The sequence below is a fragment of the Ensifer sp. B1-9 genome (assembly GCF_050474445.1).
Lineage (GTDB): Bacteria > Pseudomonadota > Alphaproteobacteria > Rhizobiales > Rhizobiaceae > Ensifer.
This window is the reverse complement of sequence record NZ_JBCHVG010000016.1, coordinates 201,692-218,806: the sequence shown is the minus strand read 5'-3', so window position 1 is coordinate 218,806 and position 17,115 is coordinate 201,692. Positions and strand designations below refer to the sequence as shown.

At 64.9% G+C, this 17,115-nt stretch carries 15 protein-coding genes; 2 read left to right on the top strand and 13 right to left on the bottom strand.

Annotated elements, in window-relative coordinates; genetic code table 11:
• Positions 1-1,055 (top strand): sulfate/molybdate ABC transporter ATP-binding protein (locus ACQ5BM_RS28005; protein WP_429818348.1); only part of this gene is annotated, 1,055 nt, incomplete at its 5' end.
• 124 nt (positions 1,056-1,179) lie between these two features.
• Positions 1,180-2,544 carry an FAD-binding oxidoreductase gene (locus ACQ5BM_RS28000; RefSeq protein ID WP_429818346.1) on the top strand — a complete coding sequence of 455 codons (1,365 nt, stop codon included), beginning with the start codon at positions 1,180-1,182 and terminating at the stop codon, positions 2,542-2,544.
• Positions 2,545-2,643: 99 nt separating this feature from the next.
• On the opposite strand, the gene ACQ5BM_RS27995 is transcribed toward ACQ5BM_RS28000, so the two are convergent.
• The 13 genes from ACQ5BM_RS27995 to ACQ5BM_RS27935 form a co-directional block, all read right to left on the bottom strand.
• Positions 2,644-3,429, bottom strand: coding sequence for a crotonase/enoyl-CoA hydratase family protein (locus tag ACQ5BM_RS27995; protein WP_429818345.1), 786 nt, complete (start codon positions 3,427-3,429; stop codon positions 2,644-2,646).
• Positions 3,426-4,295: a hydroxymethylglutaryl-CoA lyase gene (locus tag ACQ5BM_RS27990; protein ID WP_429818343.1), complete on the bottom strand. Its 870-nt coding sequence runs from the start codon at positions 4,293-4,295 to the stop codon at positions 3,426-3,428. The genes ACQ5BM_RS27995 and ACQ5BM_RS27990 overlap by 4 nt, the downstream gene beginning before the upstream one ends.
• On the bottom strand, positions 4,292-6,280 hold the full coding sequence (locus ACQ5BM_RS27985; protein ID WP_429818342.1) for an acetyl/propionyl/methylcrotonyl-CoA carboxylase subunit alpha: 1,989 nt from the start codon (positions 6,278-6,280) through the stop codon (positions 4,292-4,294). The genes ACQ5BM_RS27990 and ACQ5BM_RS27985 overlap by 4 nt, the downstream gene beginning before the upstream one ends.
• Positions 6,281-6,295: 15 nt before the next feature.
• Complete coding sequence (locus ACQ5BM_RS27980; RefSeq protein WP_429818340.1) at positions 6,296-6,679, bottom strand: RidA family protein; 384 nt, start codon at positions 6,677-6,679, stop codon at positions 6,296-6,298.
• Positions 6,680-6,689: 10 nt separating this feature from the next.
• Positions 6,690-8,297: a carboxyl transferase domain-containing protein gene (locus ACQ5BM_RS27975; protein WP_429818338.1), complete on the bottom strand. Its 1,608-nt coding sequence runs from the start codon at positions 8,295-8,297 to the stop codon at positions 6,690-6,692.
• A gap of 46 nt (positions 8,298-8,343) precedes the next feature.
• Positions 8,344-9,507 (bottom strand): isovaleryl-CoA dehydrogenase, encoded by a 1,164-nt coding sequence (locus tag ACQ5BM_RS27970; RefSeq protein WP_429818336.1) that lies wholly within the window; start codon positions 9,505-9,507, stop codon positions 8,344-8,346.
• Positions 9,508-9,828: 321 nt separating this feature from the next.
• Positions 9,829-10,386, bottom strand: a complete 558-nt coding sequence (locus ACQ5BM_RS27965) for a gluconokinase (RefSeq protein WP_429818334.1) — start codon at positions 10,384-10,386, stop codon at positions 9,829-9,831.
• A gap of 100 nt (positions 10,387-10,486) precedes the next feature.
• Positions 10,487-11,182, bottom strand: coding sequence for a class II aldolase/adducin family protein (locus ACQ5BM_RS27960; protein WP_429818332.1), 696 nt, complete (start codon positions 11,180-11,182; stop codon positions 10,487-10,489).
• Positions 11,179-12,648, bottom strand: a complete 1,470-nt coding sequence (locus ACQ5BM_RS27955; protein WP_429818330.1) for an FGGY-family carbohydrate kinase — start codon at positions 12,646-12,648, stop codon at positions 11,179-11,181. Before ACQ5BM_RS27955 ends, ACQ5BM_RS27960 begins: the two co-directional genes overlap by 4 nt.
• Positions 12,649-12,739: 91 nt before the next feature.
• On the bottom strand, positions 12,740-13,588 hold the full coding sequence (locus ACQ5BM_RS27950; protein ID WP_429818328.1) for a sugar phosphate isomerase/epimerase family protein: 849 nt from the start codon (positions 13,586-13,588) through the stop codon (positions 12,740-12,742).
• 2 nt (positions 13,589-13,590) lie between these two features.
• The gene (locus tag ACQ5BM_RS27945) at positions 13,591-14,589 is read right to left on the bottom strand and encodes an ABC transporter permease (RefSeq protein ID WP_429818326.1); all 999 of its coding nucleotides are present in this window, start codon (positions 14,587-14,589) and stop codon (positions 13,591-13,593) included.
• Positions 14,586-15,587: an ABC transporter permease gene (locus ACQ5BM_RS27940; RefSeq protein WP_429818324.1), complete on the bottom strand. Its 1,002-nt coding sequence runs from the start codon at positions 15,585-15,587 to the stop codon at positions 14,586-14,588. The genes ACQ5BM_RS27945 and ACQ5BM_RS27940 overlap by 4 nt, the downstream gene beginning before the upstream one ends.
• The gene (locus ACQ5BM_RS27935; RefSeq protein WP_429818322.1) at positions 15,580-17,094 is read right to left on the bottom strand and encodes a sugar ABC transporter ATP-binding protein; all 1,515 of its coding nucleotides are present in this window, start codon (positions 17,092-17,094) and stop codon (positions 15,580-15,582) included. Before ACQ5BM_RS27935 ends, ACQ5BM_RS27940 begins: the two co-directional genes overlap by 8 nt.
• Between the last annotated feature and the right edge of the window lie 21 nt (positions 17,095-17,115).

Sequence of the window (17,115 nt, the reverse complement as noted above, 5' to 3'; positions counted from 1 at the left end):
CCGGCGAGCTGATCGCGCTCTTAGGTCCCTCCGGCTCCGGCAAGACGACGCTGTTGCGCCTCGTCGCCGGGCTCGAAAGCCCGACCGGCGGCACGGTCTTCTTCGGCGACGAGGATGCCTCGCAAAAAACGGTGCAGGAGCGCAACATCGGCTTCGTCTTCCAGCACTATGCCCTGTTCCGCCACATGACGGTGCTCGACAATGTCGCCTTCGGCCTCAAGGTGCGGCCCGCCAACCGCCGGCCGCCGGCGGCCGAGATCCGCCAGCGGGCGCTCGATCTCCTCGACCTGGTGCAGCTTTCCGGCCTCGACAAGCGTTATCCGGCGCAGCTCTCCGGCGGCCAGCGCCAGCGTGTGGCCCTTGCCCGCGCCATGGCGGTCGAACCGAACGTGCTGCTGCTCGACGAGCCCTTCGGCGCGCTCGACGCCCAGGTCCGGAAGGAACTGCGCAAGTGGCTCAGGGAGATCCACGACCGCACCGGCCACACGACGATCTTCGTCACCCACGATCAGGAGGAGGCGCTGGAGCTGGCCGATCGCGTCGTCGTCATGAGCAAGGGCGCGATCGAGCAGGTCGGCACCCCCGACGAGATCTACGACCATCCGGTCTCGCCCTTCGTCTATGGCTTCATCGGCCAGTCGAACTGCCTCGCGGTGACGCTCGCCAACGGCGAGATCTGGTTCGAGGACCGGCCGATCGGCCTTAGGGCTCCGGCCGAGCCGGACGGCCCGGCCAATCTCTTCTTCCGCCCGCACGACATCGAGCTGATCGACGGCTGCGGCGGCTGTCTTGCCGGCCTCGTCACCGCCAGCCGCCGCGTCGCCGGCACCCGCCATCTCGAACTCGACCTCGGCCGCAACCACCCGCCTGTCGAGATCGAGCTCTCCCCCGAACGCGCCGCCGCCGGCGACCACAGCCGCGTCGCCTTCCGCCCGACCAAATGGAAGTTGTTCAGGGATGGAAAGCAGGAGACGGAAGAGGCAACGACGGAACAGCAGGATGGGGAGGAATCCGGAGAGAGGGAAGCCTTCGAACTCGCCCGCACGGGCACCTGATTTCATCGCCCGGTCACGGCTGGCGAAGAACGTTTGAGCGTCGCCGGCTGATTTCGGTTTGCTTCGATATGCGCTAAGCAGGGACGCCCGCTGCCGACAATGGCCGCGGAAACGGGAGCAGCGCATGACGATCGTCAACGACCTGAAACAAGCCCTCGGCGACATCGTCCTGACGGGAACCGAGATCGGCGAACGCCATCGCAGTGACGCCAGCCTGACCGGCCGCGCACTGCCGAAGGCCGTTATCAGGCCAACGCGCAGCGAGGAAATTGCGGAAGCCCTCCGTCTCTGCAACGAGCGCGGCCAGACGGTCGTGGTCCAGGGTGGCCTCACCGGACTTGCCGGCGGAGCGAATGCCGGCAGCGATGCCGTGGTGATTTCGCTCGAACGTTTTACCGGCATCGAGGAAATCGACCCGCAGGCGGGGACCATGACGGTGCGGGCCGGCACGCCGCTCGAGCTTGCGCAGCGCGCCGCCGAAGACGCAGGCCTCCTGCTGCCAATCGATCTGGGTGCGCGCGGCTCCTGCCAGATCGGCGGCAACCTTTCCACCAATGCCGGCGGCATCCGGGTGCTTCGCTATGGCGTGACGCGCGACAACGTGCTCGGCCTCGAGGTCGTGCTCGCCGACGGCACGATCGTCTCGTCGCTCAACAAGATGATCAAGAACAACACCGGCTACGACCTGCGCCAGTATTTTATCGGCTCCGAGGGAACGCTCGGCGTCATTACCCGCGCCGTCCTCCGGCTGCGGCCGCTGCCGGCGGGCCGACTGACGGCGCTTTGTGCCCTCGACAGCTACGACGCTGTCGTTGCCTTCCTTACGCGCTGCCAGCACCATCTGTCCGGACTCTCGGCCTTCGAGGCCATGTGGCAAAGCTACTTCCGCTTCAATGCCGAAGCCGAAAAGCAAAAGCTGTTCGCGGAAATTCCGCCCTTCGCCGTCATCGTCGAGCAGGATCTGCTGAGCGACGACAGCGAGCGCGATGTATTCGAGGCCTTTCTCGGCGAGACCCTCGAAGCCGGCATCATCAGCGATGCGCTGATTGCCCAATCGGCGAAGGAGAGCCGCTCCTTCTGGAGCATTCGTGAGGGCCACGCGATGGACCAGCTCCTGCCCGCGCTGATCAACCTCGATGTCAGCCTGCCGATCGGCGATATCGGTCGCTTCGCCGCGGAATGCGGCCAGGCCCTGTCTGCGCGTTTCCCCGCCGCCCACGTCTCCTTCTTCGGCCACGTGGCCGACAGCAACCTGCACATCGCCTTCTCGGAACCGGACAGCGATACCGAGACGCCACATGTCGTCGACGGCATCGTCTACGAGATCGTGCGGCGCTATCGCGGCTCGATCTCGGCTGAGCACGGTATCGGTACGCTGAAGCGGGATTTCCTCGACCATTCGCGCAGCCCCGCCGAACTCGAGCTGATGCGGCGGATCAAGCAGGCGCTCGATCCGAAGGGAATCCTCAATCCGGGCAAAGTGCTCTAACGCGACCCCGGTTTTCCGTCCGGAGCTGCGCTTCGGGGCATGGGCTTCAGAGCCAGGAAGCCGGCGTTTCGGCAGGCCGCCCCCGGGATCAAGGAAGGCCTATTGCCGCCAGGAGGGCTCACGCTTGTCAAAAAAGGCGCCGACACCTTCGCGAGCCTCGTCGGACTCCCAGCAATCGGCGAGCTGCTCGATCGTCGCGGCAATGGTCTGCTCGGTGATCGGGGATCCGAGCGAACGCGCCAGCCGCTTGGCCCGACCTGTGGCTTCAGGGGCCGTTACCAGATAGGGCCCTATCTCCGCTTCGACCGTCGCGTCCAGTGCGTCGGCCGCGGCAACGGCCGTGACCAGTCCCAAAGCGCGCGCCTCCTCCGCATCGAACAGACGGGCGGACATGAACAGCCGTCGCGCGTTGCCCTCACCGATCCGGGCGACGACATAGGGGCTGATGGTGGCTGGGATCAGGCCAAGGCGGGTCTCGGTCAATCCAAATTTGGCGTCGGCTGCGGCAACGGCGGCATCGCAGATACTCATGAGGCCGACACCGCCGCCGAAGGCATTGCCGTGAAGACGACCGATCACCGGCTTGGCGATCTCATTCAGCGCCTTGAACATCATCGCAAGCCGCGTCGCTTCAGTGATGCAGGTCGCCCGATCCGCATCGAACTGCTCACGCATCCAGCCGAGATCGCCGCCGGCGCAGAAGCTACGGCCTTCCGCTTCCAGTATGACGGCCCGGACCGAGCGGTCGTCCGAAAGCGCGCGGGCGGCTTCGGTCAGTTCGCCGATCATCCTCGCCGACAGTGCGTTGTGCTTTTGCGGTTGCGCCAGCGTCAGCCGGGCGACCCCGCGCCTGTCGGTCGCGATCCGGATCGTTTCAAAAGTCATGATCTTGTCCTCAGGGTCCGCGCGAAAGCCGCCGCCTGCCCAAGCTTCGCCGGGTCGAGACCGGTCGAGAACCCCTTGCCGGTGACGAAGGCGTTGACGGCGAGCGTATCGACATTGCCGGCCGCTCCCGGCGCATAGGGACAGCCGCCGAGCCCTCCAGCCGAGGCATCGAAAACCCGCAGGCCGCGCTCGAGCGCCACGGCGATATTGTCCAGTGCGCGGCCGGACGTATCATGGAAGTGGCCGGCAAGCCTCTCGGACGGAATGCGCTCCAGCACTTTGGCCAGCATCGCATCCACAGGCTCCGGTGTGCCGCGGCCGATCGTGTCGCCGAGACTGGTCTCGTAGCAGCCGAGATCGTCGAGCAGACCGGCGACGTAAGTAGCACTGGCCGGCGCAATCGCGCCCTCATAGGGGCACTCGACGACGCAACTGACGTAGCCGCGCAGCAGAAGTCCGCGCTCACGGCAGGTGTCGGCAATCGGGCGAAACCGCTCGATGCTTTCGGCGATCGAGCAATTGATGTTCTTCTGCGAGAAAGTTTCGGAAGCGGAGGCGAAAATCGCCACCTCGTCGGCGCCGGCCTCGAGTGCCGCTTCGAGCCCGCGCATGTTGGGCGTCAGTACGGCGTAGCGCGTACCGGGTCGCCGGCGAATGCCGCCCATGACTTCGGCGGCGTCCGCCATCTGCGGCACCCATTTCGGGCTAACGAAGCTCGTTACCTCGATCCGCTCATAGCCGCAGTCAGAGAGCATGTCGACGAGGCGAATTTTGTCAGCCGTATCGACAAGGCGGCTTTCGTTCTGCAGCCCGTCGCGCGGCGCCATCTCGACGATCGTCACATGCCGCGACGCCGATCCACTCATACCGCGATCTCCTGCTGGAGCATGACCAACACGGCGCCGGCGCTCACCTGCTCGCCTTCGCCGACCAGAACGCTTTCGACCACGCCGGCGCGCGAGGCGGACAGCGTGAGTTCCATCTTCATTGCCTCCATGACGGCGAGCGCCTGTCCCTTTTCGACCGCTTCACCCGGACGGACCCGGATGAGCTTGACGATGCCGGGCATCGGCGCCGAGACCTCGTCGTCGGCCACCTCGCTGGAATGACCGGCGCCAAGCGCATCGGGCAGGCGCAGCACATAGGTTTCACCGTTGAGAAACAGGGTGATCTGCTCGCCTTCGCGCAGGAAGCGGAACTCATGCTGCGCGCCGGAGATTTCGGCGCGGGCGCCATCGGTGAAGCGGTCGAGGATCACCACAGGCAGAGCCGCCGTTCCGGTGTGGACCGCAAACTGGTCGCGGCCGCGCGCAGCGAGCGTGACAATCGCCCTCCCGCTGCTGTGCTCGATCGTGACGTTCCTGCTGGCGTCGCCCCAGATCTGCCAATGGCCGAGCGCAGACCACAGATCGACAGATCCATCCGGCAGCAGGGCTCCGGTCGAGATGATCGCCGCCAGCGCCAGCGCCGCATCGCTTGGCGCCATCGTTGCCGTGAGTTGTCCGATCGAACGGTCGATCAGGCCGGTATCGGGATGTCCGGCGCGAAAATCCGGCTCCGCAGCAAGACGCGCCAGAAAATCGAGATTGGTCACCGTACCGCCGATGCGGCAAGCCCGCAGCGCATTTTCAAGCTTTGCAAGCGCGGTCGAGCGATTCGGACCATGGACGATCAGTTTGGCGATCAGCGGGTCGTAGAACGGTGTGATCCGGTCGCCTTGGCGAACACCGGCATCGATCCGCACGCCATCCTCCGGAAAGCTCAGCGTCGTCAGCCGCCCGGTCGCCGGCAGGAACCCGTGGGACGGGTCTTCCGCGTAGATGCGGGCTTCGAACGCCCAACCGTCGATGCCGATCTCACTCTGCCGCTTCGGCAACGCTTCGCCGGCAGCGGCACGCAATTGCCACTCGACGAGATCGATGCCGGTGATCGCTTCGGTGACCGGATGCTCGACTTGCAGCCGGGTGTTCATTTCCATGAAGTAAAACTGGTCCGGCCACAGCCCATCCGTCACATCAGCGATGAATTCGACGGTGCCCGCGCCGACATAGCCGATGGCCTGGGCTGCCCGAACTGCGGCATCGCCCATGGCGCGCCGCACCTCCGCGGTCATGCCGGGGGCCGGCGCCTCCTCGATCACCTTCTGGTGGCGGCGCTGCAGTGAGCAATCACGCTCGAAGAGATGCAGAATATTGCCGTGCCGGTCGCCGAAGACCTGCACTTCGATATGCCGGGGCTTCGTCAGGTATTTCTCGATCAGCACCGAACCATCGCCGAAAGCGGCTTCCGCCTCGCGCCGCGCCGCCTCGAGTGCGGCCGGAAACTCGGTGGCGCTGTCAACGCGACGCATGCCTTTGCCGCCGCCGCCGGCGCGCGCCTTGATCAACACCGGATAACCGACATTCGCCGCTTCCTGCGCGAGGAAGTCGGCATCCTGCCGCTCGCCGTGGTAACCGGGAACGACCGGCACGCCGGACTGCTCCATCAGCGCCTTGGCGGCATCCTTCAGGCCCATCGCACGGATCGCCCGCGCCGACGGCCCGACGAAAGTGATACCCGCCGCTTCAACGGCGTCGGCGAAATCGGCATTCTCCGAGAGAAAACCGTAACCCGGGTGGATTGCATCCGCACCGACCGCGCGTGCGGCGGCGATGATGTGTTCGGCCGAGAGATAGCTTTCGAGCGCCGGCGGCGGGCCGATGCGGATCGCCTCATCGGCAAGAGCCACGTGCAGCGCTCCGACATCGGCATCGGAATAGACGGCGACCGTGCGAATGCCGAGACCCTTGGCGGTACGCATCACCCGGCAGGCAATCTCGCCGCGATTGGCAATCAGGAGTTTGGAAAACATCGGCATCCCCAGCCCCTACCGCGCCGCGATTACATCGATTTCGAGCAGCCAGCCGGAATCGAAAAGACCGGCGATCGCCACCGTCATTGCCGGCGCAAGCGCGCCCAGATATTCCTGCCGAGCCGCGCGGTTTGCCATCGTGTACTGGCGGTCGGCGAGATAGACCGTCGCCTTGACGATATCCCCCTTGCTCATGCCTGCCGCCCGCAACTGTGCATCGATGTTCAGCCAGACCTGGCGCGCCTGCGCCTCGAACCCCTCCGGCAACACGTCGTCGGCGCTCAAGGGCACCTGGCCGCTGACGAACAGCAGGTGCTGGAAATTCTCGAGGCGAATGGCCTGCGAATACCCTCCGCGCGGTTGCGGCGCGTCGCTGGCATTGATGTCTTCGCGTTTCATCCGCATCTCCCTACATCCTGAAGAGGCCGAAGCGCGTGTCTTCGATCGGCGCATTGAGCGCTGCCGAAAGCGACAGGCCGAGCACGTCGCGCGTCTTGCGCGGATCGACGACACCGTCGTCCCAAAGTCTTGCCGAGGCATAGAGCGGATGGCTCTGGCGCTCGAAGAGATCGAGGATCGGCTGGCGGAAGCGCGCCTCCTCCTCTTCGCTCCAGGGCGTGCCGGCCCGTTTCAGCGCTTCGCTGCGCACGGTCGTCAACACACCGGCCGCCTGCTCGCCGCCCATGACCGAGATGCGACTGTTCGGCCAGGTCCAGAGAAAGCGTGGAGAGAAGGCGCGGCCGCACATGCCGTAATTACCCGCGCCGAAGGAGCCGCCGACGAGCATGGTCACTTTCGGCACCCGCGCCGTCGCGACAGCCGTCACCAGCTTGGCACCATGCTTGGCGATGCCTTCGGTTTCGTATTTTCGCCCGACCATGAAGCCGGTGATGTTCTGCAGGAACACGAGCGGGATCTTGCGCTGGGCGCAGAGTTCGACGAAATGCGCCCCCTTCAGTGCCGATTCCGAGAACAGCACGCCGTTGTTCGCGATGATGCCGACCGGGATGCCATGCACATGGGCGAAGCCGCAGACGAGCGTGGTGCCGTAGCGCGCCTTGAATTCGTCGAAACGGGAACCGTCGACGACACGGGCGATGATCTCGCGGATGTCGTAGGGCGTGCGCAGGTCGGAAGGCACGATGCCGACGATCTCCTGCGGGTCATAGAGCGGCGGCTCGGGCGTCGCGAATTCAACCGACAGCGGCTTGTAGCGGTTGAGCGCGGCGACGGCCCGACGCGCCAGCGCCAGCGCGTGGGCGTCGTCGCGCGCCAGGTGATCGGCCACGCCGGAAAGGCGCGTATGCACATCGGCGCCGCCGAGATCCTCCGCGGAGACGACCTCGCCGGTCGCCGCCCTGACGAGTGGCGGGCCCGCGAGAAAGATCGTCCCCTGGCCCTCGACAATGATCGTCTCGTCGGACATCGCCGGCACGTAGGCGCCGCCGGCGGTGCACGATCCCATCACGACGGCGATCTGCGGAATGCCGGCAGCCGACATGTTGGCCTGATTGTAGAAGATCCGGCCGAAGTGATCTCTATCCGGGAAGACCTCGTCCTGGTTCGGCAGGTTGGCACCGCCGGAATCGACGAGATAGATGCAAGGCAGACGGTTTTCCGCGGCGATCTCCTGCGCCCGCAAGTGCTTCTTTACCGTCATCGGATAGTAGGTACCGCCTTTGACCGTCGGGTCGTTGCAGACGATCATGCATTCGCGGCCCGACACCCGCCCGATGCCCGTTATCAGTCCGGCCGCTGGCGCATCGCCATTGTACATGCCATGCGCCGCCGTCATTCCGACTTCGAGGAAAGGCGTCGCCGGATCGATGAGGTGGGCCACCCGGTCGCGCGGCAGAAGCTTGCCGCGGCTGACATGGCGCTCGCGCGCGGCATCGCCCCCGCCGGCGGCCGCGAGCTTCACAGCCTCCTCGACCGTCGCGATCGCTTCGGCCATCGCCGCCTGATTGGCCTTGAACGTTTCGGAGGACGGCGAGATGTGAGATTTCAGAACGGTCATGAGGTCCTCATTGGATCGAGTTCGGCCGCTTTCCTCTCATCCCGCTCTAGCTCGTCTCGGTGAACAGTTCCCGGCCGATCAGCATGCGCCGGATTTCGCTGGTGCCGGCACCGATCTCGTAGAGCTTGGCGTCGCGCAGCAGACGACCCGCCGGGTAATCGTTGGTATAGCCGTTGCCGCCGAGCGCCTGGATCGCCTCGAGCGCAAGCGCCGTCGCCTTCTCGGCCGCATAAAGAATGCAGCCCGCCGCATCCTTGCGCGTCGTCTCGCCGCGATCGCAGGCCGTCGCCACCGCATAGACATAGGCGCGTGCCGCATTCGCCGTCACATACATGTCCGCGAGCTTGCCCTGCATCAGCTGGAATTCGCCGATCGGCTGACCGAACTGCTTGCGCTCATGCAGATAGGGGACAACGACATCAAGGCAAGCGGCCATGATGCCGAGGGGGCCTGCCGAAAGCACCACCCGCTCGTAGTCGAGCCCGGACATCAGCACGCGGACGCCGCCGCCGACGGTGCCAAGCACGTTTTCTGCCGGCACTTCGCAGTCCTTAAAGATCAGTTCGCAGGTGTTGGAGCCGCGCATGCCGAGCTTGTCGAGCTTCTGGCCGGTCGAAAACCCGGCATAGCCCTTCTCCACCAAGAAAGCGGTGATGCCGCGTGGACCGGCCGTCGGATCGGTCTTGGCGTAGACGACAAGCACGTCGGCGTCCGGGCCATTGGTGATCCACATCTTGTTGCCATTGAGCACATAGCGGTCGCCACGCTTGTCGGCCCTCAGCGTCATCGAGACGACGTCCGACCCGGCGCCGGGCTCCGACATCGCCAATGCGCCGACATGCTCGCCGGAGATCAGCTTCGGCAGATAGCGCGCCTTCTGGTCATCATTGCCGTTGCGGTTGATCTGGTTGACGCAGAGATTGGAGTGGGCGCCGTAGCTGAGGCCGATCGAGGCTGACGCGCGGCTAATCTCCTCCATCGCCACGCAATGGGCGAGATAGCCCATGCCGGCGCCGCCGTATTCCTCGCCAGCGGTGATGCCGAGCAGGCCGAGTTCGCCCATCTCGCGCCAGAGCTGCATAGGAAATGCATTGTTGCGGTCGGTCTCGTCCGCCAATGGCGCGATCCGGTCCGTCGCGAAGCGCCGCACGCTCTCGCGCAATGCGTCGATGTCCTCGCCAAGCGCGAAGCTCAATCCGCCCTCAAACATGTCTATCCTCCCACCGTGCCGGGCCGCGCGGTCTCCTCCCACAGCGGCCGGACGATAACGCTCCATCCTCTACGCGGATCGCGGCGAAAGCAATGATATCAACGCCGCGACATGGCCGGACGATAGCACCGCGTTCCGCTAATTTCCTTCCAAAGAGCAGCGAAGCCAAGCACGATATGAAAATGCGAAGGCACCCGATGATTGCATCCTGTGCGCGAAGCAGTCACCCGAGGGGCAACGACGCGAGGAACCTGCAGCTTGCGGCGTCACCGCCCCGCCGAGCCGATCGTTTTCGGAAAACCGGGCAGGTTCCTTCGAATTCTAGCGGCCAGCGGCAACCCCCAGCCCCACAAGCTGCGCGAGCACCTCGTGGATCACGGCCTGCGGCGACGGAGAAATGTCCACGGTGACGGTCAAAGGCTCGCCGACAGGGTCTTCCAGCGTCGCGAGCTGCGTGTCGAGCAACGAGGCAGGCATGAAATGTCCCGTCCGGCGCTGCATTCGCCCGGTAAGAACGTCGCGATCGCCGTGGAGATAGACAAAGGCAATGGGCTTGCCGGCACTCTCACGCAGCAGATCGCGATAGCTGCGCTTCAGCGCCGAACAGGAGACGACGAGCGGAGCATCACCCGATGCGAGCTGTCGGCCGATCTCCTTCAGCCAAGGCCAGCGGTCCGCATCGGTGAGCGGGATGCCCGCGGACATCTTGCGGATGTTCTCCTCAGGGTGAAGTGCATCACCCTCGACAAAGCGGTAACCGCAGGCGGCGGCGATGGCCTCGCCGACCGAGGTCTTGCCGGTACCCGACACGCCCATCACCACGATGGAGCCGGGAAATGTCAGGTGAACACCAACCTCGGACGCGTGATCGTTCGCCATGGCCGCGCTTGCTCCTTGCATCTGCCGCACTGATCCTTCCTGATAGCTTTCAGACAACGGACGAACAAGGCGGCCGGGAGCACTTGCGCGCCTGGCACCCCTAAATCGCAGCGCGGGGGCGGGCGACGTCGTTGACGCCCTCCCCATCGGGCGCCTGGCCGTAGCTCATGCGACGCATCTGGGCGATGACCCGCTCCATCTCGTGGTCGGGAAGCACCGGCGGTTCGCCGAGCGTCAGCGCCTGGACATACATGCGCGACAGGGTTTCGATCTCGATCGCCAGCCAGAGCGCGGACTCGAGCGTCTTGCCGAGCGAGATCTGGCCGTGCTGGCCGAGCAGGCAGGCCGTCCGGTCCTTGAGCGCCACCAGCGCATTGTCCGAGAGCGCCTGAGTGCCGAAGGTCGCATATTCAGCGCAGCGGATCGTCGTGCCGCCAGCGATGCCGGTCATGTAGTGGAAGCTCGGAATGGTCTTGTGATGGCAGGCAAGCGTCGTTGCATAGACGGAATGGCAATGCAGCACGACGTTGATATCGGTGCGCTCCCTCAGGATATCGCGGTGGAAGCGCCATTCGGACGACGGACGAAGACCGACATAGGTGCCGTCGAAATCCATCTCGACCAGATCGTCGGGCTGCATCGTCTCGTAGGGCAGCGACGACGGTGTGATCAGAAAGCCCTCGTCGGTGCGCACCGAAAGATTGCCTGCGGTGCCCTGGTTGATGCCGCTCGAGTTCATCCGGCGGCAGATGTCCACCATCTCGCGGCGGAGCGAGAGTATGTCGGTCTTGGTCATCGATATGTCCTTTCGAAGTCGCGACTGAAACCATTGTTGTGCCCGGCGCGCGCTCGGGCACGCCATTGCGACGCATAGACCGCGACCGCAGGCGAAAGATGCGAAACGTCCCCCGGATCGGCGAGCGACAGCGGCGCGGGATCTTGGCGTTGGCCCTGACTTGCAAGCAGCGCAGCACCGGAGGCCACGCCGTTGGCATCCAGATTGTAGCGGACCCGCCGGTTCGGCATGAGCGCCGCGACGAGACGGGCATAGAGGGGATCGCGCAGAAAGCTTCCGTCGAGCACGACCAGCGGCCCCTGCCCAAGCGCCTCGATGCATTCCGCCGTCAGCAGGGCACAGTAGATGAGAGCCAACCCCTTGCGCTCGATCGGGGTCTCCGGTGGCGGCCCGCTGATGCGACCGCGTCCGGCGCTTCCCGGAAAGAGGCCATCGTCGTCGCCGAAGGAGGGCAGCGCCGTGGTGCGTTTGGCGATCAGGCCCAGCACGACATCGTCCGGGACCTGGGCTGCCGGCGGTGCGGTGCCCGCCACATGCGAAAACTCGCGGCCGCCCATGGTGAGCACACCCCCGAGCGGGTTGCCGAAGACGTCGCTGTTCAGCGTCATGCCGCGATGCTCGTCGAGCCGGCCGAGCGGCGTGCGGCCGGAAAAGCCAACAATCCAGGTTCCCGTGGAGACGACGATGAAGTCGCCGAGGCCGGCGGCATGGTAACGATAGTGGTTGAGGCTGCTGTCGTGGCCACCGGTCAGCACGCGCAGCCCCTTCGGCAGGCCATAACGATGGGCAAGCTCCGGACGTACCGGGCCGAGGACCTGCCAGGCATCGGCGAAATCCGGCATCAGCCGTTGCCAGCCGCGCGCAGCGACAATGGGCGCGAACCGGTGTTCGGCAACGTTCCAGAGGTGCGATTGTGCGCCGAGGAAGCTCGCTTCCGATGCCGCAACGCCCGACAGACGCCACGCCCAATACTGTGGCAAGCCGAGATACCAGCGCGCACGGGCGACCGCATCCGGTGCATATTCCTGCATCCAATAGAGCTGGCGGGCCTGATGGGTGGCGCTGTGCATCATCGCGCTGCCGCGATCGAAGAAGGAACCGGCGAGCGGCGCGTAGCCTTGCCGGATCGCCTCCGGCAAAGGCTGCTCGTAGTCGATCATCGGCAGGGCGACACCGGCCGCCGCGTCTGGATCATCGCCGACGAGGACGCCACCGGATCCATGGCCGGCGGCGACGAAGGTTTGCAGCGGATGACGATTGCCGAGCGCTGCGAGGTTGGAGAGGACCCACTCGCCGAGGCTTGCTAGGTCGTGATGCCGCCAGGGCGGCCCCGGCAGCACCGAATTGGCGACGCTCAGCGTTTCCAGAACGACACCGTTTGCCGAGACCGCATTCAGCTTCACATTGGTCTTGCCGACATCGAGCACGGCCACCGTACCGGCCTCGTCGTCCGCTGCGACTGACATCTCTCGCAACCTCCCGTCCTGATCCAACGAGTGTAGACGCGTTCTCGAGCGGCTTCAGCGAAAGCCGCTGCGCGCTATTGCTGGAAATGCCTTAGATCAAACCGTATTGCTTCGCCTTGTTGCGCAGGAACGGCAGGCCGTTGCCCATGACCTCCTCTTCGTCCTTGGCGACGGGTCGCCAGACAGCGAGGCCATAGGCGACTTCCGGCGGCATGTTGATGAAGCTCTCCATCGCAAGGCCGCCCTTGAAGCCGATCGCCGCCAGCGTCGCGAAGATCTCGTCCCAGGCGCAATTGCCGTAGCCGGGCGTGCCGCGATCGCTCTCGGACAGGTGGATGTATTTGATGAAATCGCGCGCATCGAGAATGCCGGTGCCGATGCCCTTCTCCTCGATGTTCATGTGGTAGGTGTCGAGGTGGACGAAGACATTGTCGGCGCCGACGCGCTTGATCATGTCGACCGCCTGCCAACCGGTGTTGATCAGGTGGTTTTCGTAGCGGTTGACCGCCTCGACACCGAGCTCGATGCCACGCGTCTTGGCGTGCTTGGCCGCCGCCTGCAGCACGCGCGCGATGTTGTCGTATTCGGCCTCGGTCGGCGGCACGCCGGTGCGCTCGCCGATGCCGCCGTAGATGACGCCGGAGAGTGCCTCGCCGCCGAGATCGGCCGTCTTGTCGATCGCCACCTTCAGGTGCTCGATCGCGGCATCGGGACGGACGGATGCCCAGGCGTGCTCCGGCAGGCCGAGCGAGCAGACGGCCCGCAGCTTGTGCTTCTCGAGCAGCGCCCTGGTATGGGCAGTGTCGACCGCCGGAGGGTTGAGCATCGGGATCTCGATGAAATCCACCCCGTACTTCACCGCCGCGGCGACCGCACGCTCAGCGCCGGGACGATCCCAATTCATGGTCCACATGCTCGTATGGACGCCAAAACCCTGCATGGTCACGTTTCCTTTCTGACAAATGAAATCTTGAACTTGGTCGCCACGAAGCGCAGCACCATGACGCCGGCCAGCAGCAGTCCCCAGACCGCCGTTGCCAGGTGCTGGTTGGCGCCGACGAGGTTGAGGCCGGAGGAGAGAAGCTGCAGCACCACCAGCGCGACGAAGACGGGGATGACCCGGCCGAAGCCGCCGAACGGATTGACGCCGCCGAGGAAGCAGGCGAGCACCGTGATCAATAGGTAGCTTTCGCCGTGGCCGATGCGCACGGAGTTGAAGCGCGCCAGCATGATGATGCCGGCGATCGCGCACATGACGCCCGAAAGCGCATAGACGAGCACGATCACCTTGCGCGTGTTGATGCCGGAATAGCGCGTCGCCTCGAGGTTGGAGCCGATCATGTAGGTGTTGAAGCCGAGCTTGGTGCGGGTGAGCAGCACGTGCCAGGCCAGCACACAGACGACGAAGACGATGAGCGGAACCGGCACCCCAAGGAGCGATCCGTGGCCAAGCGGGCCGATGAAGGCCGGGAAACCCGAGACATCGCCGCCGCGGGTCAGAAACTCGCCGAGACCGCGCAGGAAGATCATCATCGACAGCGAGACGAGGATCGGATGGGCGCGGGTAAAGGCGATCACCAGTCCCATGATCACGCCGCTTGCTGCACCGACGAGGATCGCCAGCACCGAGCCGAGCATGAATGCGGCAGGTCCGGCGTCGACACCGCCATTGGCCTGCAGCACCCAGGCGAGCGTCAGGCCGGCGATGTTGGCCGTAAAGGTGATCGCGAGGTTGAGGCCACCGGTCAGGATCGGCAGTAGCATGGCGAGCGTCAGCAGGCCGAGCTCCGGAAGCTGGAAGGCGACCGAGCCGAAGGTGGCCGCACTCAGGAATTGCGGCGAGGCAATGCCGAAGACCAGCACCACGGCGAGGAAGGCGAGGCCCGGTCCGGCCATTTCCGGCCCGAACAGGGTCTTCGCGCGTTCGACGATCGCGTTCATCGTCCGGCTCCTTTCTGGCTGACGAAGGGCAAGAGCCTTTCGATGCGGGTATTGGAGAGCGTGATCGCCACGAGGATGATGGCGCCTATGATCATCTTGAAGGCGAAGGGCGACACACCCATCAGGTTGAGGCCATTCTGGGTGATCGAGATCAGGAGCACGCCGAGCACGCAGCCGAGCACCGAGCCCTTGCCGCCGCCAAGCCGCGCGCCGCCGAGGACGACCGCCGCCAGAACGTCAAGCTCGCGGCCATAGAGAGCGTTCGGCACCACTTCCTGCGCATAATGCGCCTGAATGAGGCCGCCGATCCCCGCCATCAGTCCGAGCCAGCCGAAGGCGATGAACTGCATGGCGCCGATGTTGATGCCGAAGCGGCGGGCGCCTTCCGGATTGTCGCCGAAAGCATAGAGCTGGCGACCGGTGGTCGTGCGGGTGATCAGCACCCAGGTGGCGACGACACAGAGGACCATCACCAAGACCGGCAGCGTGATCTCGATCCAGGTTCCGTCGGCCATCTCGTGTTCGAACAGGACGACGCGGTCCGTCAGCCAGTCCGGCAGGTCGTAGATCGACACGCCCTTGGTAAAGAACATCAAGAGACCGAAATAGATATTGAAGGTGGAGATCGTCGCGACGATCGATATGACGCGGAAACGGTGGATCAGGAAGGCGTTGATCGCACCGAGCAGGATGCCGAGCGAACCGGCGATCAGCAGTCCCGAGACCCAGCCGCCGCCACCGATCCAGCCGAGTGCGATCGCCGTGCCGTATTGGACGACCGACGCAGCAACCGCGAAGGAAATGTCGATGCCGCCGGCAATCAAAACCACCAGCAGGCCGACGGCGAAGATGATGTTGACCGAACTGATGTTGAGCAGGTCGAAGGCATTGCCGAGCGAGAAGAAGTTGGCGGTCGAGACCGACAGAACGGCACTGATCGCGACGATGACGGCGAGCAGCGACACTTCCGTCGCGTGGGTACGGACGAAGCTACGCATAGACAGCTCCTTCGATATCGGCGAGCGAGGAAGTGCGCGGATCATAGCTGCCGACAATGCGGCCCTGCGCCATGTGCAGCACGCGATCGGCATTGAAATAGACTTCCGGCACCTCGTCGGAAATCAGGATGATCGCCAGCCCGCTTTCGGCGAGCCGAGCGACGATGTCGAAGATGCCGGCGCGCGCGCCGACATCGACCCCGACGGTCGGGGCATCGAGAATGAGAAGCTTCGGATCGGTCGCGAGCCACTTGGCGATCGCCACACGCTGCTGGTTGCCGCCCGAAAGCGTCGAAATCGCATCCTGCTGCAGGCCGATCTTGACCCCGAGATCGCCGATCCAGCGAGCGACAAGGCTGCGCTTGCGCTCTTCCGAGAGCAGACCGCTGGAGAGGACCTTGTCGAGCGAGCTGATGACGAGATTGTCGGCGATTGATTGGGGCTGGATGAGGCCGAGCGAAAGCCGGTCTTCCGAAAGATAGGCGACGCCTGCCTCGATCGCGTCGCGGTTGGAGGAAAAGCGAAGCTGCTTGCCTTCGAGCGCAATGGTGCCGGATGCGGGCTTCAGCATACCGAAGAGTGTCAGTGCCAGTTCCGTACGCCCTGCGCCCAGCAGACCGGTGATCCCGAGCGTTTCGCCACGGCGCACCGTCAAGGAAACGTCTTCAAACTGGCCTGGGCGCGACAGTCCCTTCACATCAAGGACGACCGGCTGCCCGTCACGCGACTTCGCACGCACCTGTTGATCGAAGGTCTTGCCGGTCATCAGTTCGGTGATGCGCGATTGCGTCATGCCGGCGGCGGGGTAGACCCCCACCAGCGCGCCATCGCGCAACACGGTGATGCGGCTCGAAATCTCCAGCACCTCGGCAAGCCGATGGCTGACGAAGACGACGGCGACACCGGAGGCAGAAAGCCCGCGGACGATATCGAGCAGGTGATCGGTTTCCGATTGGGTCAGCGACGCGGTCGGCTCGTCCATGAAGACGAGCTTCGCGTCGCCGACGAGCGCCCGGGCGATCGCGACGATCTGGCGCTGGGCGATGGCGTATTCCTTCAGCGGCAGGTCGACGTCGAGCGTCACGCCGAGGCGGGCGAGCGCATCGTTGGCGATCTGGCGCATGCGACTGTAGTCGACGAGCTTCGGCCAGCGACCGAGCACGGTCTGGAAGGCGATGTTCTCGGCGACGCTCATCTCGGGGAAAAGCGCCAGGTCCTGCCAGATCACCTGGATGCCGCGATCCTGCGCGGTCACCGGAGACATGTGGGAATAGCTCTCGCCGTCATATTCGATCGAGGCGCCGTCGGCGGGACGATAGACGCCGGTGATGATCTTGATCAGCGTACTCTTGCCGCAGCCATTCTCACCGGCAAGGCAATGGACCTCCCCCGGGCGCACGTCAAAGCTCACATTCTTGAGCGCTCGGACGCCGCCGAAGGTCATGTTGATGTTGCGCAGGGCCAGAAGCGGCTTCTCGCCTCCTCCCGCGGTCGCAAGCTGGTGCATGTGTCTGTGCCCGTAAATCAC

Coding starts and splice junctions, on each gene's coding strand:
- ACQ5BM_RS28000 (WP_429818346.1), top strand. CDS start 1,180: ATGACGATCGTCAACGACCTGAAACAAGCCCTCGGCGACATCGTCCTG.
- ACQ5BM_RS27995 (WP_429818345.1), bottom strand. CDS start 3,429: ATGACTTTTGAAACGATCCGGATCGCGACCGACAGGCGCGGGGTCGCC.
- ACQ5BM_RS27990 (WP_429818343.1), bottom strand. CDS start 4,295: ATGAGTGGATCGGCGTCGCGGCATGTGACGATCGTCGAGATGGCGCCG.
- ACQ5BM_RS27985 (WP_429818342.1), bottom strand. CDS start 6,280: ATGTTTTCCAAACTCCTGATTGCCAATCGCGGCGAGATTGCCTGCCGG.
- ACQ5BM_RS27980 (WP_429818340.1), bottom strand. CDS start 6,679: ATGAAACGCGAAGACATCAATGCCAGCGACGCGCCGCAACCGCGCGGA.
- ACQ5BM_RS27975 (WP_429818338.1), bottom strand. CDS start 8,297: ATGACCGTTCTGAAATCTCACATCTCGCCGTCCTCCGAAACGTTCAAG.
- ACQ5BM_RS27970 (WP_429818336.1), bottom strand. CDS start 9,507: ATGTTTGAGGGCGGATTGAGCTTCGCGCTTGGCGAGGACATCGACGCA.
- ACQ5BM_RS27965 (WP_429818334.1), bottom strand. CDS start 10,386: ATGGCGAACGATCACGCGTCCGAGGTTGGTGTTCACCTGACATTTCCC.
- ACQ5BM_RS27960 (WP_429818332.1), bottom strand. CDS start 11,182: ATGACCAAGACCGACATACTCTCGCTCCGCCGCGAGATGGTGGACATC.
- ACQ5BM_RS27955 (WP_429818330.1), bottom strand. CDS start 12,648: ATGTCAGTCGCAGCGGACGACGAGGCCGGTACGGTGGCCGTGCTCGAT.
- ACQ5BM_RS27950 (WP_429818328.1), bottom strand. CDS start 13,588: ATGCAGGGTTTTGGCGTCCATACGAGCATGTGGACCATGAATTGGGAT.
- ACQ5BM_RS27945 (WP_429818326.1), bottom strand. CDS start 14,589: ATGAACGCGATCGTCGAACGCGCGAAGACCCTGTTCGGGCCGGAAATG.
- ACQ5BM_RS27940 (WP_429818324.1), bottom strand. CDS start 15,587: ATGCGTAGCTTCGTCCGTACCCACGCGACGGAAGTGTCGCTGCTCGCC.
- ACQ5BM_RS27935 (WP_429818322.1), bottom strand. CDS start 17,094: ATGCACCAGCTTGCGACCGCGGGAGGAGGCGAGAAGCCGCTTCTGGCC.